General features: G+C 57.0%; 18 protein-coding genes, 1 tRNA gene and 1 pseudogene. 11 read left to right on the top strand and 9 right to left on the bottom strand.

Going from position 1 to position 22,788, the window contains the following annotated elements:
- Positions 1-79: 79 nt before the first annotated feature.
- Positions 80-3,193: a sensor histidine kinase gene (locus HB393_RS08160; protein ID WP_213804669.1), complete on the bottom strand. Its 3,114-nt coding sequence runs from the start codon at positions 3,191-3,193 to the stop codon at positions 80-82.
- Positions 3,168-4,265 (bottom strand): glycoside hydrolase family 16 protein, encoded by a 1,098-nt coding sequence (locus HB393_RS08155; protein WP_213804668.1) that lies wholly within the window; start codon positions 4,263-4,265, stop codon positions 3,168-3,170. The genes HB393_RS08160 and HB393_RS08155 overlap by 26 nt, the downstream gene beginning before the upstream one ends.
- 462 nt (positions 4,266-4,727) lie before the next feature.
- Between HB393_RS08155 and HB393_RS25160 the strand changes: the two are divergent.
- From HB393_RS25160 to HB393_RS08145, 3 genes and pseudogenes are all read left to right on the top strand, one after another.
- Positions 4,728-4,931: pseudogene (locus tag HB393_RS25160) on the top strand (Ada metal-binding domain-containing protein); the annotation flags it as partial.
- A 138-nt stretch (positions 4,932-5,069) separates the two neighbouring features.
- Complete coding sequence (locus HB393_RS08150) at positions 5,070-6,227, top strand: AlkA N-terminal domain-containing protein (RefSeq protein WP_255550927.1); 1,158 nt, start codon at positions 5,070-5,072, stop codon at positions 6,225-6,227.
- A gap of 57 nt (positions 6,228-6,284) precedes the next feature.
- Entirely contained in the window at positions 6,285-6,800 is a 516-nt protein-coding gene (locus HB393_RS08145; protein ID WP_213804666.1) for a methylated-DNA--[protein]-cysteine S-methyltransferase, read from the top strand.
- An 80-nt stretch (positions 6,801-6,880) separates the two neighbouring features.
- Here HB393_RS08145 and HB393_RS08140 read toward each other — a convergent pair.
- A tRNA-Cys gene (locus tag HB393_RS08140) sits at positions 6,881-6,956 on the bottom strand.
- 406 nt (positions 6,957-7,362) lie between these two features.
- Here HB393_RS08140 and HB393_RS08135 point away from each other — a divergent pair.
- Both HB393_RS08135 and HB393_RS08130 read left to right on the top strand, forming a co-directional pair.
- Entirely contained in the window at positions 7,363-8,310 is a 948-nt protein-coding gene (locus tag HB393_RS08135; RefSeq protein WP_345945095.1) for a PhzF family phenazine biosynthesis protein, read from the top strand.
- A gap of 652 nt (positions 8,311-8,962) precedes the next feature.
- Entirely contained in the window at positions 8,963-9,403 is a 441-nt protein-coding gene (locus HB393_RS08130; RefSeq protein WP_213804665.1) for a response regulator, read from the top strand.
- Positions 9,404-9,405: 2 nt separating this feature from the next.
- Here the strand turns inward: HB393_RS08130 and HB393_RS08125 are convergent, their stop codons facing one another.
- From HB393_RS08125 to HB393_RS08115, 3 genes are read right to left on the bottom strand one after another with little or no spacing between them, the layout of a single operon-like run.
- Positions 9,406-10,047, bottom strand: coding sequence for a lysophospholipid acyltransferase family protein (locus tag HB393_RS08125; RefSeq protein WP_345945094.1), 642 nt, complete (start codon positions 10,045-10,047; stop codon positions 9,406-9,408).
- A gap of 24 nt (positions 10,048-10,071) precedes the next feature.
- Positions 10,072-11,310, bottom strand: coding sequence for an ABC transporter permease (locus HB393_RS08120; protein ID WP_213804664.1), 1,239 nt, complete (start codon positions 11,308-11,310; stop codon positions 10,072-10,074).
- Positions 11,303-12,205 carry an ATP-binding cassette domain-containing protein gene (locus HB393_RS08115; protein ID WP_213804663.1) on the bottom strand — a complete coding sequence of 301 codons (903 nt, stop codon included), beginning with the start codon at positions 12,203-12,205 and terminating at the stop codon, positions 11,303-11,305. Before HB393_RS08115 ends, HB393_RS08120 begins: the two co-directional genes overlap by 8 nt.
- Positions 12,206-12,287: 82 nt before the next feature.
- On the opposite strand from HB393_RS08115, the gene HB393_RS08110 reads away from it, so the two are divergent.
- Genes HB393_RS08110 through recG form a run of 3 tightly spaced genes read left to right on the top strand, consistent with a single transcriptional unit; the run spans position 12,288 to position 15,323 of the window.
- Entirely contained in the window at positions 12,288-12,617 is a 330-nt protein-coding gene (locus HB393_RS08110; RefSeq protein WP_213804847.1) for a type II toxin-antitoxin system RelE/ParE family toxin, read from the top strand.
- Complete coding sequence (locus HB393_RS08105) at positions 12,607-12,906, top strand: addiction module antidote protein (RefSeq protein WP_213804662.1); 300 nt, start codon at positions 12,607-12,609, stop codon at positions 12,904-12,906. Before HB393_RS08110 ends, HB393_RS08105 begins: the two co-directional genes overlap by 11 nt.
- 56 nt (positions 12,907-12,962) lie before the next feature.
- Positions 12,963-15,323, top strand: coding sequence for an ATP-dependent DNA helicase RecG (recG, locus tag HB393_RS08100; protein WP_213804661.1), 2,361 nt, complete (start codon positions 12,963-12,965; stop codon positions 15,321-15,323).
- An 18-nt stretch (positions 15,324-15,341) separates the two neighbouring features.
- Here recG and HB393_RS08095 read toward each other — a convergent pair whose 3' ends face one another.
- A complete protein-coding gene (locus tag HB393_RS08095; protein WP_213804660.1) occupies positions 15,342-15,731 on the bottom strand; it encodes a cupin domain-containing protein in 390 nt (129 codons plus the stop codon).
- Between the two features lie 277 nt (positions 15,732-16,008).
- On the opposite strand from HB393_RS08095, the gene queA reads away from it, so the two are divergent.
- Positions 16,009-17,118: a tRNA preQ1(34) S-adenosylmethionine ribosyltransferase-isomerase QueA gene (queA, locus tag HB393_RS08090; protein WP_213804659.1), complete on the top strand. Its 1,110-nt coding sequence runs from the start codon at positions 16,009-16,011 to the stop codon at positions 17,116-17,118.
- 36 nt (positions 17,119-17,154) lie between these two features.
- On the opposite strand, the gene HB393_RS08085 is transcribed toward queA, so the two are convergent.
- A complete protein-coding gene (locus HB393_RS08085) occupies positions 17,155-18,165 on the bottom strand; it encodes a hypothetical protein (protein ID WP_213804658.1) in 1,011 nt (336 codons plus the stop codon).
- Between the two features lie 122 nt (positions 18,166-18,287).
- Here HB393_RS08085 and polA point away from each other — a divergent pair, with 122 nt between their 5' ends.
- Both polA and HB393_RS08075 read left to right on the top strand, forming a co-directional pair.
- Positions 18,288-21,125 (top strand): DNA polymerase I, encoded by a 2,838-nt coding sequence (gene polA, locus HB393_RS08080; RefSeq protein WP_213804657.1) that lies wholly within the window; start codon positions 18,288-18,290, stop codon positions 21,123-21,125.
- Positions 21,126-21,164: 39 nt separating this feature from the next.
- Complete coding sequence (locus HB393_RS08075) at positions 21,165-21,659, top strand: hypothetical protein (RefSeq protein WP_213804656.1); 495 nt, start codon at positions 21,165-21,167, stop codon at positions 21,657-21,659.
- 54 nt (positions 21,660-21,713) lie between these two features.
- Here the strand turns inward: HB393_RS08075 and HB393_RS08070 are convergent, their stop codons facing one another.
- A complete protein-coding gene (locus tag HB393_RS08070; RefSeq protein ID WP_213804655.1) occupies positions 21,714-22,739 on the bottom strand; it encodes a LacI family DNA-binding transcriptional regulator in 1,026 nt (341 codons plus the stop codon).
- Positions 22,740-22,788 lie beyond the last annotated feature (49 nt).

Below are 22,788 nucleotides of genomic sequence, written 5' to 3'. Positions count from 1 at the left end.
GCAACCTCAGATCATTCTCGCGTGCTTCGTTCGGAGATCTTCCTCCAAGTAGATTCCACTACGCAGTTTGGAGTCTGAGTCAGTCTTTTTCCGCTTTCTCTAACGCACTCAATGTTTCAGGGTGGCTTTGGTCGATCTTGTACTTAGCGGAGACGATTGAGCGAAATTGCTCAATTGCCCAATTGATCACCACATTGCTGGAGTATCTTCGGAATGCCAAGCGGGCCGGTACGATCAGAACCACTTTAGTTCCTTCGTCTACTCGGCTTTCAATTTGAAGCTTTGCCCCAATATTTTCTGCGCGCTCTCGCATGCCAAGAAGCCCCCAATGCCCCTCTCGACCTCGGGAGATGACTTGTGAATCAATCCCGCAACCATCGTCCCGAACTTCAACGATGAGATGCCGGGAGCTGCATTTAATCTTCACCTGGAGGTGTTTTGCTTGGGCATGACGATAGACATTGCCCAAAGCCTCCCGGCCGATGCGGCATACTTCCTCTTGGATACCAGGGCGCAACTCGCGTGGGGTCCCATCCACTGTGACCGTGTGCTTAATATCTTCTTCATCGTCGAAATCTTGCAAGATGGCCGTGAATGCATCTTCCAGCCACATTGGCGTTCCACCGGTCGAGCGAAGTCCGCGGACTGCATCTCGGCCTTCATCGAGAACTCTGCCCATCAGGCCAAGGATTCTGTTCAATTGCGATCTCGCGGGTAAGTCGATCGGCACTTGATCCGCGATCACATGAAGTTGCATGGAGACACTGAAAAATCCTTGCAGGAGAGTGTCATGAAGTTCCTGTGCAATACGCGTGCGCTCTGCAAGCCGCTCATCGAACATCAGGTTGGCCCGTTTGATAATCTGGCGCATCCGTAGTTGATAGAGCAGAAGGGCGAGCAATGCGAAACAAAATACTCCCGCGATCCTAAAGCTCCGTGTCTGCCAAAAGAAAGGGGCGATTGTGATCGGTGCGACTACCTCAAGACCAGACCAGGCTCCTTCGTTGTTACTCGCAATCACATGAAAACGATAAGAACCTGCTGCCAGATTCGTATAAACAGCTTGCCTTTCGGTGACAGGTTCACTCCACACCTTATCGAATCCATCAAGACGATACCGAAACCTGACAGTTTCAGGTGCGGCAAAACTTAAGCCCGTGTAATTGAATGCAATTCTTTCCTGGCCGGCGGCAATTTGAAAACCTCTATTTTCGGCGGTGGGTTTTCCATTCGCCAGCACACTTTCGATGTGCGCGATTGCGGGTGGAGGGCGTTTCGATACAGATGCTGGATCTACTACGGATAGCCCGTTGTTCGTAGACACCCAGATCCTTCCTGCCCAATCTTCGACCAAGGATCGGGTTCGTCTCACGCCTCCTACTCCTCGAAGCCCATCTGAGAATCCATATTGCCGGATATCTGAGGAGTTGATGGCTCCACTTAGAACGCTCTCGCTGGCGACACTAAAAACATGATCCGCGGTCGCAATCCATAAAGTTTTTCGCTCATCTTCTGCAACCCCGAGAATTCTCTCGTGTAGCAGGGGGTTCTGGTAAGAGACAGAATGAATGACGCCTCCAGAGCTGTATGCCAGCCCCTGGGCTGTGCCAATCCAGAGGATCTGCCGTTCGTCTTCGAACAGGCAGGTTATTTCGGAAGAAGGTAGGCCATCTTGCTCAAAATAGTTTCTCTTATAGGTGTTAGAAAAGACACTCAAACCGGCTGACGTGCCGAACCACATTGCGCCATCCAATCCTTCTGCGATGGCCGAAATGGCACCTGGGGCTAAACCATCGTACTTGCCGTAAGTCTTGGTCTCCCCGCCCGCAATGTGGATTACCTCCCCGGTCAGTGTGCCTGCCCACACGCTGGCGTCACGGTTTTGATGGACGGTGTATATAACGTATTGATTACGTCCGCTTCCTAGCTTGTAGGTCTTCGCCTTGGTCTTGCCATCTCTAAGATCTAAGTGGGTGAGCCCGCCTCTTTGTCTTCCAACCCAAATATCGTCGTCGCTCCCGTCGATGGAGTAGACGATATCGGAGCTCAGGCCATCTTCAATCGCCTTATGCACCTGCCCGTCTCGGAGCCAATATAACCCGCCTTGTTTCGGTGCAAACCAGGTGCGATTTTTAGCGTCGACAAAGATGGGGCCGTACTTATCTCCAGGCAAGCCTTCGATACTGGAGAATGTTGTGAACCTGCTGTCGCGGAGACGCTCAATGCCCCGTGAATCTCCGAACCATATATTGCCTTCTCGATCCTCTAGGAGCGAGGTCACCGGACGTCGAGCGCCGTCAGAGTTCTCAAGAACGGAAGCTCCCTTTGAGTTGAAGCGGACCAGGCCACTTTCTGTACCCACCCAGAGATTCCCGTCGTGGTCTTGAACGAGCGAAAGAATAGCTTCATGATCAAGTGGAACCGGCATGGATTTTTTGGAAAGCTCGGTTCCATCCCAAAGGGCTAAACCGCTATCGGTGCCGACCCAAAGTCGTCCATGATCTGCGGCCAGCAAGCAATTTACTTTATTATTTGGAAGTTTTCCAGCGATGGGAGTGGCGTGCTTGTCGTCTATAAAAAATAATCCTGACCCTCGGCTACCTAGCCACACTCTTCCGTCCGTCGTCTGAGCAATAGAGACTACAAGTAATTCCCATGATTTCCCCAGACTCTCGATCCCAGAGCCGACAGATCTGACATTCCCCTCGCCGAGAGTGGCCAGGAGGACTCCTTCCTTGTTTGCACGTCCGATCGCGGTAGCGTCGACCTCGTACGGGAGCGCAGGGAACGCATTTTGGAATACCCCGGCTTCGTATTTCAACAGGTGAGTTCCCTGGGCGCGAACCCACAAAGTCCCTTTGGCATCCACGGTAAGCGCCGTCACATGATGGATCGGTCCGATTGCCGACGCCTCCCCCTCTATCTCCTGGAATTTCTGTCCATCAAACCGATAGAGCGCGGTATCGGTTCCAACCCATAGATATCCATCAGGCGTCTGTGCAATCGCGCTAACTACGCCTGACAGACCTTGTTCGGTACTCCAGCTCTGACGAAAATACTGCGACATCTCACGCTTGCTATCAGCACCATACGCACTTCTGCTCAGCAAAATCATCGCCATTATCGTCACAAAAAGATAAGAGCGAGGAAGATGAGTTACAAACGTGTCACGGAAAATATTGAAATCTCTCAATGATGACCTCCGCATCGCGTTTTAGCGGAACCTTTGAAAAACTGTACTCGCAGAAATTTATGTGAACGGTCTCATTTGCAGGTACAGGAACACCTGAAATGAAGACATGATCGGATACAGTGGATGTCTCCCTTGATCCGGTTGATCCTCTTGACGTGCGAAATGATATACCTTCTGGTTCCCAATCGAACGAGTACGTCATCAAACCAGCGGGTACAACGAAGCGATAGACGTTGGAAGGCACATAGTAAGGCTGGACCACGTATTCGGCGTTCTTACTCTCTGGATCACCTCTTCGGGTAAGATCGATGTCCACTGCATTTTGTTCCTGGCTTTCTACGAGCGGTCCATAGGTAAACATCTCCAAATCCGCGGACGGTTCAAGGTGTGAGATATCCCTTACTACGAAGTTATAGGTTCCATACCCAAGACTGCGAAGAAGGGAAATCTCAGAGCACACCCACTTATCGTATCGCCGTGTTATCAGAAGATGCAGAAGTCCGTTCTTGTCGATCTGGACATTGGCCGGATCATAGGAATGTACGGCCCCTCCGTGTTCATTTTGAGCACCTTGTACTTGCCAGTCGTAACCACTGAAACTGATCAGTTTCTGAACTGTAGGTGGAGACTGTTCCGAGGCCGAAATTTGGCCCTGCACCGAGGCGACTGCGAGCACTCCGCCGCCTATCGTGGGTAACGCCGACAGAATTGGTGGAGGTCGATACCTGGAGTCAACTAACAAAGCCGCATACTCTGTTCCAGGATGAGTCGAGTTTGACCAGGTCCCATCGGCTTGAAACTCTGTATAGGGCTGCAGCCGGGTTGGCTGAACCCACCAGACATCCGCCTTCGCGAAGAGGACAACATGTTGTCCCGGCCGGCTGCCCAATATGTGACCCGCAATCTTCTCCACCTTATACGGGTCGCCGTCGTGCGCGGCCGGTACCACGGTGAATTCGATCGATGGAGTAGATGGAGAGTTCACATGACATCCTGCTAAAGCCGTGCAAAGAAACGAAACTAACAAAACCGTCGGCGACTTTAGGACTTTTTTCGAAGCATCTTTCAGCATTAATTTCATAGGTCGCAGATGCCATTTTCACTCAGCGGAAAAATTACTGAAGGGCTAAACCGCAGCTCCGAAAGCATCCCGAATGGATATAGGCGACACCGACGTGCTATTCAAGCTTTCGTCATGCAAGAAGAGATGTCAAATCACTCTATTTCTGAGACATTGCAAAGTTGATGACGCCGCTCCGTGCATATCGGCGTCAAAGAAGCTTTCCAGATCAAGTGTCGCCGACAGACACTCGCACTCAAACCCCTAAAGTAGGGCTCGAATATCCCCCCGAAAGGGTTGGAGGTTCTGGCGTAAAGGGCCACGAAACGACTCGGAGAAGGTTTCCGTTCTGTTCCTATCTCCATTGTTTGCATGCAAATCGGTTTTGGTCAGAAATAGCTGCTATCCCATGGGATAGATGATGATGTCCGAAAAGCGCGAGTTTTATGGCTCAGGAGGTGGGAAAATCTCAACATGAAGCTGCCGGATCATGAAGTCTGCTATCGAGCGTTGCAATGCAGAGACGACCGCTTCGACGGCTTGATATATGTAGGTGTCAAATCCACAGGCATCTATTGCCGACCCATCTGTCCGGCGCGAACACCGAAGAGCGAAAATTGCTATTTCTATGGTTCAGCAGAGGCTGCTCAAGAAGATGGCTTCCGCCCGTGCCTCCGATGCCGTCCTGAAAGCGCACCAGATCTCGCATCCTGGCGTGGTACATCGAATACGGTCTCGCGAGCCCTAAGTCTCATCGCGGAGGGTGCTCTCGATGGTGCGGAAAGCAACGTCGAGAAGTTGGCAGCACGGCTTGGCATGGGGGAGCGTCAGCTCAGACGCCTCTTTCTTCAGCATTTGGGTGCTCCACCGGTCTCAGTCGCTCAGACGCGCCGGGTGCTTTTTGCCAAGCAACTCATTCACGAGACACAGTTACCTATGACCGAAGTCGCATTGGCGGCTGGGTTTGGCAGTTTGCGGCGCTTCAATGAGACATTTCAGGAGCTTTTTCAGCGTCCTCCCATGGCCCTACGGCGGAAGACGTCGAACGGCCATGCAGGAGCCGGTACTGGGGTGACGTTGCGAATTCGATATCGATCCCCTTACGACTGGGATTCGATTCTTGCCTTTTTTCAGGCGCGCTCCATTCCAGGTGTCGAAGTAGTCGAGAACGGACACTATTTGCGCACTGTCGACATCGATGGACTAATTGGAAGCATAGAAGTAGCTCACCACGCTGAACGGCAAAGTCTAGGAGTCACAATTCGGTTTCCGAGTGTAAAGTCGTTGCCCACGGTTGTTGGGCGTGTACGCCGTCTCTTTGATGTAGGAGCCGACATCGAGACAATTGACGCACATTTGTCCAGCGATCCCTTTCTCGCACCGCTGGTGGCGCAGCGGCCCGGACTACGTGCTCCTGGCGGATGGGATGGATTTGAGATAGCGGTGCGCGCTATCCTCGGCCAGCAGATCAGCGTTGCTGCCGCACGTCGACTCGCAGGGCAACTCGTTGCACTTCACGGCAAGGATTTGCCGATGGAGCAAAGAGTCCATCCAGGATTGATCTATGTATTCCCCACCTCTCAGAGATTGGCTTCCGTGAAGTCTCTCGGTTTGTCTATGCCTGTAGCGCGGCAATTCTTCTTGAAGGCAATAGCGGAAGCCACGGTAGCAGACCCGAATCTTTTCCATCCACTTGGAAGTATCGAAGAAACGGTCGAGCGGCTCCGGATGATCCCTGGCGTTGGCGACTGGACCGCCCACTATATTGCCTTACGCGCTATTCGAGAGACGGATGCATTCCCAGCGTCGGACATCGGCCTGCTTCGCAGCGCGGGGGCGATACAAGGAGAGAAGTCGACCACAGCTCATTTGCTGGATCGTGCACGCTCGTGGCGTCCTTGGCGGGCCTACGCAGCACAGCATCTTTGGGCGGCGGGCCCGGTTGCCCCTTCGAAAGGCGTCAGCGTCGTTTGAGTCTGAGCAGATGTTTGGATAGCCATAAACATTACGTCAACCTAAAAAGGAAAGACAATGAAACTGGTGTATAAAACAATGGATTCTCCGGTCGGAGAGCTAAAAATTGTAGCAAGCGACAAGGGTCTTACCGCCATTCTTTGGGAGAATGACAATCCGCGTCGCGTACGGTTGGGTGAGCTCGTTGAAGACAAGAAACATCCCGTCCTCTGCGAAACAGAGCGTCAACTGAAGGAGTATTTTGACGGAAAGAGAAGATCGTTTTCGCTCGCGCTGGACATGAGAGGTACGCGGTTTCAAAACGATGTTTGGGAAGCTCTTCTGGCTATACCGTTCGGCGAGACGCGAAGCTATGGGCAACTTGCAAAACAGTTGGGAAACCCCAAAGCGACACGAGCCGTCGGCGCTGCCAACGGCAGGAACCCAATCTCTATCATCGTCCCATGTCATCGCGTAATCGGATCGTCTGGCAAACTAACAGGATTTGCAGGCGGTCTTGATACGAAGGCACGTCTGCTTGATTTAGAGGCTGGGAATGGGGAATTACTCAAGGGGAGCGTTAGGCCAGCCTGAGTACAACGATTTTTTCAAATGGTTGCTGCTGGATGGGCCGAACGCCTGTGGGAAGTTGAAAATCGCGTCCGTTAAATTTATGGAGCACCGAGAGGGGATCGAACCCTCGAATACTGGTTTTGCAGACCAGCGCGTTAGCCACTTCGCCATCGGTGCCCTTCTTATAGAACAGCGCTAAGCCATTGGGGAACATCATCCATGCGCTCTACGCTGCTGTGGCTATTATGCCTGTTCTCTATGCATCGAAGCGAACGAGGCATTTCTAGTCATGGAACGCATAGACCGGGAAGACGCCGAGTTCCTAAGCCAATGGAAAGGAAAAACCCACCCGGCGCTTAGCTCTGGGTGGGTTTCTGATGCGTCTCGAGGCTTGTTTACTCCGATTCGCTCATACACGCACACCCTGCATCGTCACAGCAACAGAGCAAGGAAGTCGTATTGGGAATCCTATTCATAGGAGTTCAAACCAATCTAATCGAATCTTTGCCGCAGCTAGCTAAGCTAGCATGGAGCAGGTTATCTCCATCGCGGTCTAAATTCACAATACGTACGAGGCCTCATCGTGTCAAATGGATCCCAAACTCTGCCTACTCCCCAACCCGCCACCCTCCGTGCCTTCGACTACGTCCAACTCGATGTATTCGCGGAGCATCCCCTTGAAGGCAATCAGTTAGCCGTCTTTACCGACGCCAGGGGGCTTTCCACGGAAGAGATGCAATCCCTGGCCCGCGAGACCAACCTCTCGGAGACCGCCTTCATCCTTCCTCGCGACCCTGATATGGAGCGTGGAAGCGGCGTCCAGGTCCGCATCTTTACCGTGGAAGAGGAGCTACAGTTCGCCGGCCACCCTACGCTCGGCACCGCGAGCTGGCTCTACTGGAATCATCCTGTCCTGTGCGGCTCCGAGACGATCACTTTGGACCTGCCCGTTGGGCCCATTCCTGTCCGCTTCAACTCGCCTCAGCTGGGAGAGCACGGCGTCTTCGGCACCATGCGTCAGAACGACCCGACCTTCGGAGCGATCCACACACCTGCCGACATCGCCGCCGCGCTCAATCTTTCGCCTGACGATTTCGATCCCAACCTGCCCATCCAAACCGTCTCCACCGGCATGGCCTTCTGCATCGTGCCGCTGCGTTCGCTTGATGTCGCCTCGCGTCTTTCGATCCCAGCGCAAAGCTCCCGCGCCTATCTCGAACGTAGCGACGCGAAGTTCTTCCACTGCATTACCCCTGCTGCGGCTGATTCTGGCGCGGACTGGCACTCTAGGATGCAGTTCTATAACGGAGAAGACCCTGCGACGGGTTCTGCTTCGGGCTGCACCATCGCCTACCTCGTCCGGCACGGCCTTGTCGCTAGTGACCAACCCATCGTTCTGGAGCAGGGGATTGAGATGCTTCGCCCCAGCCGCATCCATGTTCAGGCTTCGCTCAACGACGGAGTCGTTCAAAATGTGTTCGTCGGGGGACGCACCATTCCTGCTGCAAGTGGACGCTTTTTCCTGCCGTGATACACGCGATTTCAACAGCCTAGGCCTGACGAACCTCAATGTTCATCTGGCATTTACATATATCGGTGGATGCGCAAGCACCAAAGACCTCGCTCTTCGCTCAAACTTCGCTGTTGCCAAGCTCGGTAACGGTTAATACTCTGGGCAAGCGTTGATGACTGCTCTGCACCTTATGGGAGCGCGGTTAGAGACGATAACTTTCGCCTGAGTGTTATTGACAATTTGAGTTGAGAGAGCCCGGCTGTTCGCAGTCGCACCTCCCCGCACGCACTATCGCTGCTTGCACACGCAGTGAGGGGTACCCCCGTTTTTCGGGGGATTCCTCCCTGTATTCGCTACGGTCGGTTCCTTGCGTCGTGTGGAGTCGCGAGGCAACCTGCGCCGCAACCGGTCTCTCTCGCACCCCATGGTTCGGCAGCATTTTGCCGGCACCTGTGGCACTGCTCCTTCGCGAAGCAGACATGAGAGCCTCGTCTCCTTGTCTTATGCGCACGGAGGAGCCGCTACTTCCTACGCCGCAGTTCGCATGCAGCCGGGCCAGGGGTTAGTTTCAACGCTCCGGTCGGGGCCGTCCACAAACCAGCGGACGGCTCTGGCTGGCCCATCCGCCGCGACTCCGCCATAAGGCGGTCTCCGGCAGAATCGAGCACGCATGCGCCCTAAGAAGACCATCCTTTGCGTCGACGACAACGAAGCAATCCTCTCCGTTCGTACCTTTCTCCTCGAAACCCGCGGCTACCGCGTCATCTCCGCGCTATCCTCCCAGGAAGCCCTGGAACACATCAGCCAGTCGGTTCCCGGAAGCATCGATCTGCTCCTCTGCGACCTCATCATGCCTCAGATGGACGGCAATGAACTTGTCCGCCGCGCCAAGCAGCTCCATCCCGGCCTGCCTGCCATGATCGTCTCTGGCACCGTCACTGCCTTCGACCGCGCAGGCTGTGCCGATGTCTTTCTCCCTAAGGGAGCAGCCTCTCCGGCCGAGATGATCGAACGCATTCGCGTCCTCGTAGCTCGCAAACGCGGACCCAAGAAGCAACACCAGCCCGCCTCGGTCAACTCCCATGTCATGGAGCACGCCATCGCCAGCTAACGTTATCGCGGAGCCGCTCGCAGGGCACTCTCTGCGAGCTCCACCGCCCGATCCAGCGCTCCCTGAACCGCCACAGGGTCCGCGGTAACCCGTACAGGCCATGTGACGACCACCCGCGAGAAGGGTTTGGGAATGAGGAATCGGTCCCACGACCGAAGTTCCCAGGCTCGCTCAGGAAGCACATAAAACGCACTCACCTCCGCCTCTACCAGCGTCCCCAACTGCGCCGTCCCGGGTTTGGCTACCATCGCCGGACCCCGCGGACCATCTGCTGTAAAGGCACAATGGCGGCCGGCCCGAAAGGCCCGTTCCATATTGCGCAACCCTGGCGCACCACCGCGTGAACTGGATCCTCGAACAGGAATGAAGCCGAGCCGCTGCACGGTTCGCGCAATCAACTCTCCGTCGAAGCTCTCGCTAATCAGGATGGCAACATTTCGATTGCGGAAGCGCCAGGCACAGGCCAGCAGCGACCGGTGCCAGAACGTAAAGATCGCCGGCTCCGAAATCTCATATCCAGCGATGCCGCCCGCCTCAACCACATCTTCGTACCGCAACGTCATTCCGAGACAACGAATGAGAAGGCTCGCAAGCCGTGGCATTACGGCGAGGGTCAGGCGTTGCTTGAGAGTGAAGGCGCGCACAATCTTAAGTGTAGCTGCGCTTGCCTAGCTGTACTTCAACCAACGCAGAATCTCCGGCAGATTGGGCCGTTTTCCATACATCAGCACGCCCACACGGTAGATCCGTGAAGCGACCCACAGTACCGCATAGATCGTCGCGATCATCAGCACGATCGAGAGAGCGATCTCCTGCCATGGAGGCATCGCCAGAGAGATCCGGAGGTACATGATCAACGGCGTACAAAAGGGGATCAATGAGATCACCCGCGCCACCGGTCCACTGGGATTTGAAATGACCGGAGCCAGCGCAAACATGCACGCCGCCAGCGGCATCACCAGAAACATATTCAGTTGTTGCAGCTCCTGCTCCGAGTTCACCATCGCACCCAGCGCCGCCGCGATGCTGGAGTACAACATAAAGCCCAGGATGAAATAAACCACGAAGAAGATAATCTGCATCGCGCTAAGAGAGACATGAACCGAGCCGCCTCCAATTGCTCCCATGATCGGCCCACTGGTCAGCAGGATCGCAGCAGCCAGCCACACTGCCACTTGCGTGATCCCCACCGAGCCTACCCCGATCATCTTGCCCGCCATCATCTCCTCCGGACGAATCGTAGCCAGCAACACCTCAAACACTCGCGAGGTCTTCTCTTCAATAATCGAGCGAGCCACGTTCATGCCGTACAGCATTATCACCATGTACATCAGAAAGAACAGCACATAGATCGCAACGAAGCTGGAGGTAGTATCCGCGCTCTTCCCGGCCTGCGTAGTGTCCACCGTCACCGGCTCCATCATCGCGTTGACGTCCGAAGAGACCATCCCCTGATGCGCCAGCCGCTCCCGCAGCAACACTGTATTCAACGCTGACCGAATACTACCCTTCGTAGAAATATCCGCAGTCGAACGCGGAGTGTAAGAGAATTTGGGCCGTTCACTCGGAGTCGGCGCTGGATCGATCCACAGATAGCCATCCAGTTGCTTATCCGCGAGCATCGAGTCCAGCGTATCTCGCGTATGCGAGTTGCCCGGCGAGATCACATCCACTGTCATGTGGCTGTCTCTGCCGTTCTCCAACTCGGCCTGCAGATCGGTCGCGAGCTGTTGGTCTGGCGATACCACCGTAATGTGCGACGTGGACTTCGCCTTGCCTCCAGCAATGATCGAGCCGACGATTCCGCCGCCCATCAGCAACGGGATCAGAATCGTGGAGATCAAAAAGGCCTTCGTACGGACCCGCTCCAGGTACTCGCGCTTCGCAATCAGCCAGACATTACGCATCGACTTTATCTCCTACCGTGCTGATGAAGATCTCTTCCAACGTGGGCTCCATCACCTCGAACCGGGTGATGCGTGCATGTTTGACGGCCTCAGCCAGCAGGCCCTGACCATCGGCGTTCTCCACCAGTTTGATCTCGGCCTGGCCGTTGTAGTTCTTAAAGCTCTCGATGCTGGGGTGCCTGAGGAACGAGTCGTCTCCACTGAAGTGCAGCACAACCCGGTTCGCCGGATAGCGCGACTTGATCTCCCGCATCGCTCCTGAGAGAACCACTCTGCCGTTATCAATCAGACAGATCGCATCGCACAGCTTCTCCACCTGATCCATCCGATGTGTCGAGAACAACACCGCCTTGCCCTGCTGCCGCAGATCGATCAACGTATCCTGCAGCAGCGTCGCATTCACAGGATCCAACCCGCTGAAGGGCTCATCCATAATGATCAGCTCCGGATCGTGCAGCAACGCGGCGATAAACTGGATCTTCTGCTGCATCCCCTTCGACAACTCCTCTGTCTTCTTCGGAATCGCCTCGGTGATCTGCATCTTCTCGCACCACACATGCGCCCGCTTGCTTGCCACCGTCGCATCGAGGCCGTGAAGCTGACCCAGGAAGACCAACTGGTCCATCACCTTCATCTTCTTGTAGAGCCCGCGCTCCTCAGGCAGATACCCGACGCGCTTCAAGCTCCCTCGATCAAACGGTTTATCGAAGAGCTGTACCGTACCGGAGTCCGGCACCGTAATCCCAATCATCATGCGGATGCTGGAGGTCTTCCCCGACCCGTTCGGCCCCAGCAGCCCGAACATGGTCCCTGGTTCGATGGTGAAACTAATGTCGTCGACGGCCACCTTGGTGTCGTAAACCTTGCGAACATGCTGCAGTTCAACGATGGGCATAAGATCCTGTTACTTCATAGCTTTCAGCCAAGTTTAGCAGGGGACGTTGACTATCCATTCGTCTTTAGACGAAAATGAGAGCGTGCACGAGATCAGGCATTATGTAACGGCAAGTGGCGTGGATATCTTCGATCAATGGCAATCGTTATTACGAGATAACCGGGCAAGGGCTGCCGTCGACCGTCGAGTCGCCCGCATTGAACTTGGTAACTTTGGCGATCACAAATTCTGCCGCGAAGGTGTTTGGGAGTTGCGCATCGACTTTGGGCCTGGTTATCGCGTCTATTACGCGAAATCGGGTGACCGGATTATCTTGCTTTTGTGTGGTGGGGATAAGAGTAAGCAGAGCGCCGATATTGATCTTGCCTGCAAGTATTGGGCGGATTGGAAGGGGAGAGCGAATGAGAGATAGAAGTCGCGATGAAGCAATGGCGGAGGTCTACAGAAAAGATCCCGAATACGCCGTCGAGATGCTCAACAGCATTCTGGAAGATGGCGAACCCGGCGAACTGCTGATCGCTCTCCGCCAGATGACCAAGGCCTTCGGCGGAGTGCAGGCCGTAGCGGAAAAGGCAGAATTGAATCCTACCCAGCTCTATCGAACCTTATCGGCGGAGGGGAACCCAGCTCTCAGCAGCCTGACGGCGGTTCTCAAGGCGATGGGATTGCGCCTCGCCGTTCATCCAGTCAAGGCTGCATGACCCTGGCCTGATAGGGTAGCAACTCAGTACCCTCCACAACTTGATAGCATCGCATTGTGCTTGAACTCTCCACCCCTACCAAGTTCGTCAAGCGCGTGGGCGAGCGCGTCGCCGAAGGTATGGCCAAACGCGGCGTCGAGACCGTCGAAGACCTGCTTTATCACCTGCCCTTTCGCTACGAAGACCGCCTTAACCCGCTTCCCATGGCCTCCCTCGTCGCCGGAACCATGTCCTCCGTCATCGGCGAGGTGCGCGGCTCCGTCCTCCTCCGTACCCGCTCCGGCCCGCTCTTCGAGATGACCCTGGGTCAGGGCCTCGGCTCCCTCAAATGCATGTGGTTCAACGGCACCTACCTCCAGGACCGCTTCAAACTCGGCCAGATGGTTGCGGTCTATGGCAAACTCGAAGCCTCCCGCTCCGGTGGCCTGGGCAAGTTCAAGATGATCCAACCCCAGTTCGAGATCCTCCCCGCGCCGGACTCCCCCGAGGCCGAGTTCGTCATGCTGGAGATGGGCCGCATCGTCCCTGTCTACGAGTCCCTCGGCGGCACCACTCCGTGGGGCGCGAAGCTCACCTCCCGCTGGCTCCGCCGCGTCCTCTGGTCCATCTTCGAGGAGCTCGAAGAGTCCCGCGCCGAGAGCAAGCTCCCCGAGACCCTCCCCACCGCCCTCCGCGACCGCCTCAAGATCCCCGGCCGCCTTGAAGCCCTCCGCAACATCCACTTCCCCCCCGCTGGCACCCCCATGACGGAGCTGATGTCCTCCGCCACCCCCAGCCATCGCCGCCTCATCTTCGAAGAGCTCTTCTACCTCGAGCTCGGCCTGGAGCTCAAACGCCGCCGCATGCGCGAGCGTGCCGGCACCGTCTTCGCCACCAACGTTAAGGTCCGCGAAGCCATCAAGCAGGTCCTCCCCTTCCATCCCACCGCCGCCCAGAAGCGCGTCCTCGGTGAGATCGCCGCCGATATGCGTCGCACCCAGCCCATGCGCCGCCTCCTGCAAGGCGACGTAGGCTCCGGCAAGACCATCGTCGCCATGCAGGCCGCCCTCGTCGCCATCGAAAACGGCTACCAGGCCGCGCTCATGGCGCCTACCGAGATCCTCGCCACCCAGCACTACCTCAGCGCACGCAAGCTCCTCGCCAACGCCATCTCCCCCACCAGCGGCAAGCCTTACCGCGTCACGTTACTCACCGGCTCACTAGACGAACCCACCAAACGCGATGCCCGCGGCAAGATCTTCCGTGGCGAGACCAACCTCGCCATCGGAACTCACGCCCTCATCGAAGACAAGGTCGACTTCGAAAACCTCGGTCTCGTCATCGTCGACGAACAGCACCGCTTTGGCGTCCAGCAACGCTTCAAGCTCATGCGGAAACCCAACGCCGAAGGCGTCTCCAGCGAGCCCGACGTGCTCGTCATGACCGCCACTCCCATCCCCCGAACCATGGCTCTTACCCTCTACGGAGATCTCGATGCCAGCGTCATCGACGAGCTTCCCCCCGGCCGTACCCCCATCGTCACCCGCCGCACTACCGAGCAACGTGCCGAAGATGTCTGGCAATTTGTACGCAAACAAGTTACATTAGGCCATCAGGCCTACATCGTCTACCCCGTCATTGAAGGAGCCAAAGACGACCAGCCTGAGCTCGACTTCGCTCATGACGAACCCGTAGAGCTCGAGCCTCCAACGAAGTCTGCTACGATCAGGCGAACCCCTGCAACCGCTCCACTCCGTGCTGGTAAATCCACCAAACCCGCTAAGAAAGCCAAAGCCTCCAAGCCCGAAGCCCTCTTCCCCAAGAAGCCTCTTCGCTCCGCCAACCAGATGTACGACGAGCTCCGCGAGGGGGCTCTGAAAGGCCTCCGCCTCGGCCTCCTGCACGGCCGTCTCAGCGCCGACGACAAAGAAGTCGCCATGCGCCGCTTCCAGCGCGGAGACACCGACGTCCTCATCGCCACCACCGTCATCGAAGTCGGCGTCGACGTACCCAACGCCTCCATCATGGTTATCGAACACGCCGAGCGCTTCGGCCTGGCCCAGATGCACCAGCTCCGCGGCCGCGTAGGCCGTGGTGCCGCCAAAAGCTACTGCATCCTCATGACCGGCGGCAACGTCACGCCAGAGGCCGAGGCCCGCCTCGACGCGATGGTCCGCACCCAGAACGGCTTCGAGCTAGCCGAGCTCGACCTTCAGCAACGCGGCCCTGGAGAGTTCTTCGGCACCAGGCAGGCCGGGCTCCCCGAGTTCCGCGTCGCCAACCTCATCCGCGACAGCGCCCTCCTCGAGCTTGCCAAGACAGAAGCGACCCGCTTCGCCCTGCAACCCGACCCCGCCTCCGCCCGCGAAGAGATCGAAGCCGTCTGGGCCCGCCTCAAACACCAATGGCAACGCCGTTACGGCCTCGTCGAGGCTTAGGCACGGTTCAAGAACGCGTTATTCTTCAGCGTTCCTATTCCAGTTCGTCGACAGTCCAATCGCTTGATTGTCTTCGGGACTTCCCAGCCAATAGCCATATTCCTCAACCAGCTTGAGGAAATGCTCCTTCTGTGTAGAAGCTGTTTGGGCGTTCGGCTTGGTCTCGGCCGGGCTAGACGCTTTCTGCAAAAACACGCCCATCCTTACTGTGGTTACAACAAGCAAAAAAGCGCTGGATTGAGATGCATTGCGCCACGCATGTTTTGTATTGCTGAGCACGTCAACAAAATCTCCTTGCTTCAATACGTGCCAAGAGGTGCCGTCATAGAAGTTCATCTCTCCGGAAAGGACATAGAAGCTCTCCCGATCGGAGTGGCTATGAATGGGCACAACCGCACCGGCTCGCATCTCTCCAGAGAAGACACAATAGTCATCCGGTGGGAGAGATAAGTCAGTGAGATAGCTGTTACTGGGACGTAGATTCTGTGACTGGGAGCTATAAACGACAGCCTTACTACCATGGTTACTCATGCTTTTATGATATCCATGATCCGTTTCGTTTTTGCGAGCTTGTGTGCTACGACACAGGCGATTTGCGTTACATGAACCCAACCTCATCTGCATTTTGTTCATGGTCTCAATCTTGTTTCCATGATGTCGTCCCAACCCACTAAACTAAACACCAGTGCGCGTCTCCGACTTCCACTTCGACCTCCCCGAAGAACTCATCGCCCAGAACCCACCCGCCATTCGCGGCACCAGCCGCATGCTCGTCCTCGACCGAGCCACCGGCGTCTACACCGACCAGTCCTTCTCAGACCTTCCGAAGCATCTCCGCTCCGGCGACCTCCTCATCCTCAACGACTCCCGCGTCCTTCCCGCCCGCCTCTTCGCCACCCGCGCCGGCCTCCACACCCAGCACAACTCCCCCGACCCGAGCGGTCGTATCGAGGTCCTCCTCACCGAACAAATCGAGCCCGATCTCTGGTCTGCCCTCGTCCGACCCAGCCGCAAGATCCAGCCCGGCGAACGCCTCCTCTTCCGCGACGAAACCACCCCGGACTCCCCACCCCTCCTCGAGGCCGAGATCCTTACCACCGGCGAGTTCGGGGAGCGCACCCTCCGCTTCGCCTCCACCCCAGACTTTCACAACATCCTCCAACGCATCGGCCACATGCCCCTGCCACCCTACATCCACCGCCCCAAGGAGGCCCCCGATACCCCCGAGGATAGAGCCCGCTACCAGACCGTCTTCGCCCGCCAGACCGGCTCCGCCGCCGCTCCCACCGCCGGCCTCCATTTCACTCCGGAGATCCTCGCGCAGCTAAAACAAAACGGCGTCCAGATCGAATATGTCACCCTACACGTAGGACTCGGCACCTTCCAGCCCGTCCGCGCCGAACACCTCGCCGACATCCGCCTCCACGCCGAGCACTACACCCTTCCCGCCGCTACCGCGCAGGCCATCAATGACGCGCTCCATCAAAATCGAAGAATCATAGCCGCGGGAACCACCACGACCCGAACCTTGGAGCACTGCGCCCAACTCGCCGCTGGCCGCCCGCTTGAACCTCACGCCGGCCAGACCAGCATATTCCTAAGCCCTGGCTATAAATTCCGTATCATCGGCGGTCTCCTCACCAACTTCCACCTGCCCCAGTCCACCCTCCTGATGCTGGTGAGCGCCTTCGCCAACCCCGAAAAAGGCAGGGAAACAATCCTGGCAGCCTACGCCCATGCGGTCAAAGAGAAATACCGCTTCTTCTCCTACGGCGACTGCATGCTCCTCCTCTGATCACAGAGCATGTGCGTCTCATCAAAGGAGAAAATATTACTTTTTCGTTACTGTTCCAGCGATCCAATAACTCGTCCGCGCTGCGACAACGAAAGGACCTGGCGTACCAACTACTTCCACTTTGACTGTATGGAATCCCGGCTCCTTCGAGCTAGGGCGGAAGCTCAGCGTGTAGCCGTTGGCAAGGTCATTCGCCAGAAGCCACACTTTGTGTTCCAAATCGCCTTTATTTTTCAGTCGAACCTGTTCCCCACCGGAGAGAGCGGCCACCTCCGCGGCAGTATCTTCCTGCATCGCCTTCAGGACGGATGCCGGAGCCTCTAAAGCATTTGAGGATGCAATTGGAGAGAACTTGTTGACCGGAGCTTTGGGAAGAGGGTCGTTCGGGAGTGGCTTCTCTGGTGAGAAGCTCACACTGTAGATTGTGGCGTTGCTCTCTCCAATCCGGCGCACAACATCTGCCGCAGATACCTTGCTCTCATCATCCACCGGCTGACTCATCAGCAGAATAATCCGGCGAAGACTCAGCGGCTGCTGCTGTAACAGCTCAATGCCGAGGTTCACAGCATCCAGAATTGCTGCGCCCCGATCCCCTCTCTCAGGATGAATGAACGCGTGTTGCAGCCCATCCACCCTCGGAGGAAAATTCCAGATCTCTTGGGGCCGGCTGTCGAACGTTACCATCGCCACCTTGTAGATCGAGCTCCCCATCATGGGGCCGAGCAGCGTCGTCATGGTCTGGTAGTTCTGAAACTGCCGTGGTGCCGCACCGCCGGTCTGCATCAGAACTACCACCGCGATCGGTTGACGTTGAACCATTTCAACGGACACCTTCTGTTCGACCCCATTGTCGATGAGTCTGAAATTATTCGCCTTAAGCTCAGGAACAAGCTCCCCCAACGGAGTTCGAACCAGCGTCGGGACCATCACCAAAGTCGAAGTAGCTTTGATCGTTGCCGGCGGAGTCTCCTGGAGGCTGGGTCTGCTCTGTCCCAAGCAGGCGTAGCCCGTCAACAAAGGTGCTGCGAGCCACATTGGGATCTTCAAGGAATGTTCCTCATCTGTCCTTGCAACGCAAAGGGTTGCGCTGCTCAATCTTACGAGGACGAGGCCGCCGATCCCAAATAGGTCTCATACACCCGCCCCTGACGCGCTACCATCTAAAAGCCATGGCAACTGAACCCGCAAAGACCGCCACCCCCACCTCCAGCACCGGCGCCAAGCCTCCCATCTACCTCCTCGACAGCATGGCCTTCATCTTCCGCGCCTACCACGCCATGCAGCGCCAGCGGCCCATGTCCACGCGCACCGGCATTCCCACCGCGGCGACATACGTCTTCGTCAATATGATCAACAAGCTCCGCAAGGACTTCGCCCCCCACTACCTTGCGGCCATCTACGATCTCTCCGGCCCGGTCTTCCGCGACGCCCGTGCCAAGGAGATGAAGTCGGTCAAAAAGTTCAATATCAAGACCCAGCAGTTCGACGAGATCGACTACCTCGGCTACAAGGCCAACCGCACCGAGATGCCTCCCGACCTCGCCCAGCAGCTTCCCTACATTCGCCGCGCCCTCGAAGCCTTCCGCATCCCCATCCTCTCCTACGAGGGCTTCGAGGCTGACGACGTCATCGGCACCCTCTCCTGCAAGCTCGCCGAGCTCGGCCACCACGTCTACGTCGTCTCCTCCGACAAGGACATGATGCAGCTCGTCAACGAATCCGTCTCCATCCTCAATCCCACCAAAGACAACCTCATCCTCGATCCTGCCAAGGTTGAGGAAACCCTCGGCGTTCCACCCCGTCAAGTCATCGACGTCATGGCCCTCCGTGGCGACTCCATCGACAACATCCCCGGCGCGCCCGGCATCGGCGACAAGGGCTCCATTGAGCTCATCCAACAGTTCGGCTCTGTCGAAAACGCCCTCGATCGCGCCGACCAGGTCAAGAAGAAGACCTACCGCGAGTCGCTTGAGAACAATCGCGACAACATCCTCCTCTCCAAAGAGCTCGTCACAATCCACACCTTCGTCCCCATCGAGTTCTCCATCGAAGACATGGAGACCCAGCCCCTCGATAACGCCGCCTGCCGCGAACTTTTCTCCGAGCTCGAGTTCACCACCCTCCTCAAAGAGCTCGCCCCCTCTGTCGACAACACCCCTATCGTATTCAACCTCAAGCCCGCTCCTGACGATATCGCCGCCCTCCTCGCAGAGGCGCGTGCCTTAGGCCCTGACGGCAAGCCCAACGGCCTCTCCGTCTTCCTCTTCGAAGACGCTACCGCCATCGCCGAAGAGAAGGCCACCGACACCATAGATCCCGAGACCGAGGCCGAGCCTGCCCCCGCCGAATCCGGCTTTCTCTTCGGCACCCCGCAGGATCAAGCCGCTGCAGCCGCCGCTGTTACCCCAGCAGCCTCACCGCAAGACCCCGCCTGCAAACTGGGACTAGCCTCCAACTCCACCGCCGCGATCGAAACCTCGCTCGACGCCCCCGGCATCAAAGAGGCTCTCGAAGACCCAACCCTCCCCAAGCAGGTTCACGACCTCAAAGCCGTCCTCCGCGCCCTTGCCCCGCATAACGTCACCCTGCGTGGCCTTCGCGACGACGTCATGCTCTACAGCTACCTCGTCAATCCCACCCACGGCTCGCATACACTTCCCGACGTCACCGCCCGCTTCACCAACCGTGCCCTCTCTCACACTCCTGAGACCCTCCTCCCCGAGTCTGCCAACGCCATCCATCGCCTCGCCTCCCAACTTCGCGCCGACCTCGAAAAAGAGTCTCTCACTCACATCTACGAGTCCATGGACCTGCCCCTGGTCCCTGTTCTTCTCCGGATGGAGCAGGCCGGCGTCCGCATCGACCCCGAGATCCTCGGCACCATGTCCACCCGTCTCGCCGTAGAGATCGACGACCTTGCCGAGCGCATCTACGAGCAGTCCGGCCACCGCTTCAATGTCAACTCCCCCAAGCAACTCGGCGACGTCCTCTTCAACAAGATGCTCCTCCCCAAGCCTATGAAGTACGGCAAGGGCAAGGTCGTCTCCACCGCCCAGGATGTCCTCGAAGAGCTCGCCGAACATCACACCGTCCCCGCCCTCGTCCTCGAATACCGTCAGCTCGCCAAACTCAAGTCCACCTACCTCGACTCGCTCCCGCAGCTAGCCGACTCCCAGGGTCGCGTCCACACCACCTTCAATCAGGTCGGTACCGCCACTGGACGTCTCTCCTCCACCAATCCCAACCTCCAGAACATCCCCATCCGAACCGCAGTTGGCCGCGAGATCCGCGCCGCCTTCATCTCTGCCCCCGGCAACTTGCTTATGTCTGCAGACTACTCCCAGATCGAGCTTCGCCTCATGGCACACTTCTCTCAGGATCCCCTCCTTCTCAACGCCTACCGCACCGGTCAGGACATCCACACCCTCACCGCCTCCGAGGTCTTCGGCGTCGATCCCGCCACCATGTCCAAAGAGGTCCGCGCTCGCGCCAAGGCAGTCAACTTCGGCATCGTCTATGGCATCAGCCCCTTCGGCCTCGCCGCCCAGCTCAACATTCCTCAGAGCGAAGCCAAGCAGTACATCGAGACCTACTTCGACCGCTACAAGGGCGTCCAGCGGTTCATCGAGACCACCCTCGAAATCGTTCGCCGCGACGGTGCTGTCAAGACCCACTTCGGCCGCGTCCGCCCCATCCCCGACATACAGTCCCGCAACCCCAACATGCGTGGCTTCGCGGAGCGCACCGCCGTCAACACTCCTCTGCAAGGCACCGCCGCAGACCTCATCAAACTGGCCATGATCAAGATCGACGCCGAGATCACCCGCCGCAATCTTCGCTCCCGCATGACCCTCCAGGTCCACGACGAACTCCTCTTCGACGTCATCCCCGAAGAGGCCGAAGAACTCCAGTCCCTCGTTAAGCAGGAGATGGAAAACGTAGCCGAATTCACCATCCCCATCGTCGCCGAGGTAGGCCTCGGCCAGAACTGGCGTGACATCAAGTAAGCCGCTGCAAGACTACTTGCAAATCATAGGAATCGAGTTATGGCCGACAAACGAATCATGCTGAAGTATCTTCTCGCCTCATTGGTCTATCGAACTCAGAAGGCCCTCCGCGACGCTCCACCCGACTTCCCTGATTTCACCGCTGGCAACAAGGTCCGTTCGCCCCATCAACTCATTCGCCACATGGACAGCGTCCTCGGATACTCCCGAACCTTCTTCATCGGCGGCAGCTACCAGCCGCCATCTTTCCCGGACTTCGCATCCGCCGTGGCCCACTTCCACGAGGTCGTGACCGATCTCGCGCGCCATCTGGATCAGGGAAGCGAACTCCACGGCATCACCCTCGAAGTTCTCCTTCAAGGGCCCTTCTCGGACGCCATGACTCACGCAGGTCAGCTAAGTCTGTTGCGGCGTCTCGCCGGCAGCCCCGTAGCGCCGGAGAACTTCATCTACGCCGATATCAACCCCGCCAATCTGGGCATCGACCAGCCTCTGCCCGTAAGCCCCGACAAGGAGTGGCCGGAAAAGCTCTAAAGCACAAGCCACATTCAGACTTGCCCCACCTAAGTATCTATGACAGCCCCATACTTACTTACTCCTACGCCTGCGCGCAGGGCCAGTGGACTCCCGCACGATTAAAGTAGTCTTCACGCTGTGTTGCTCACCCTGAGCATGCGGATTGCTTTTGAGATGTTCGAGCGCATCGAAGAATACTTTGGCTAACTCATATCTCGGCAGCCGTAAGGTTGTGAGCGGTGGATGGACGATATCGCTCATCTCGATATCATCAAATCCTATGATCGAAACATCGCCAGGGATCGAGAACCCCATCTTCATCGCGGCGCGCATCCCGCCGATGGCCGTCAAATCGTTCGCAGCTAAGACCGCCGTGGGTCTGTCTTCGAGCGAGAGCAACTCACTCATTGCCGCCATGCCGCCTGTGATCCGGTAGTTGCCGACCTTGATGAACTCCGGCCGCGGCATAAGATCGACCCGCTTCAGCGCACGAATAAATGCCTGGACGCGGTGATCTGAAATAGTAAGGCCCGCAGACCCCCCGATATAGCCGATCTTTGTATGGCGCAGCTCTTTCAGATGCCGCAGAGCCTGGTCCATCCCGCTCTTGTTGTTGATCGCCACATCGCTCAATCCATTCCCAACATGCCCCCGGTCCATGGTTACAAGAGGGACTCGATTTTCTATCAGGTCTTCAAAGGGCTCTGTCTCGATCTCCGAGGCCAGCAACGCCACGCCGTCCACCTTGCGAATCAGCATCCGCCGAATCGACTGCTGCATTCGCCCCGAATGAAAGTCGGTTGTCGCCATCAACATCTCTTGATCGTTCTCGACGACGATTCCTTCGAAGCACTTAATGAACTCCGGAAAGAACGGATTTGTAATGTCCGGGATAATCAAGCCATAGGTCCCGCTTCGCCCATACTTCAAGGTCGTCGCACTGTTGTTCGGAAAGAATTTGACTTCTTCGATGACCTTGCGAACGCGCTCTACGGTCTCCGGCCGAACGAGACTCGATCCATTAATGACGCGCGATACGGTGGCGCTGGAGACACCTGCCAGCTTTGCGATCTCGCGCATATCCATTGTGCGATCCATCTCCTTCGTAGTGCGAGAACAGTGTGCAAGTTTACATCGAAGAAGTAAA

Source organism: Granulicella sp. dw_53, from assembly GCF_018449545.1.
In the GTDB taxonomy this organism is placed as follows: Bacteria; Acidobacteriota; Terriglobia; order Terriglobales; family Acidobacteriaceae; genus Edaphobacter.
The sequence above is the reverse complement of the archived record's forward strand: the minus strand, read 5'-3'. Positions and strand labels throughout refer to the sequence as shown.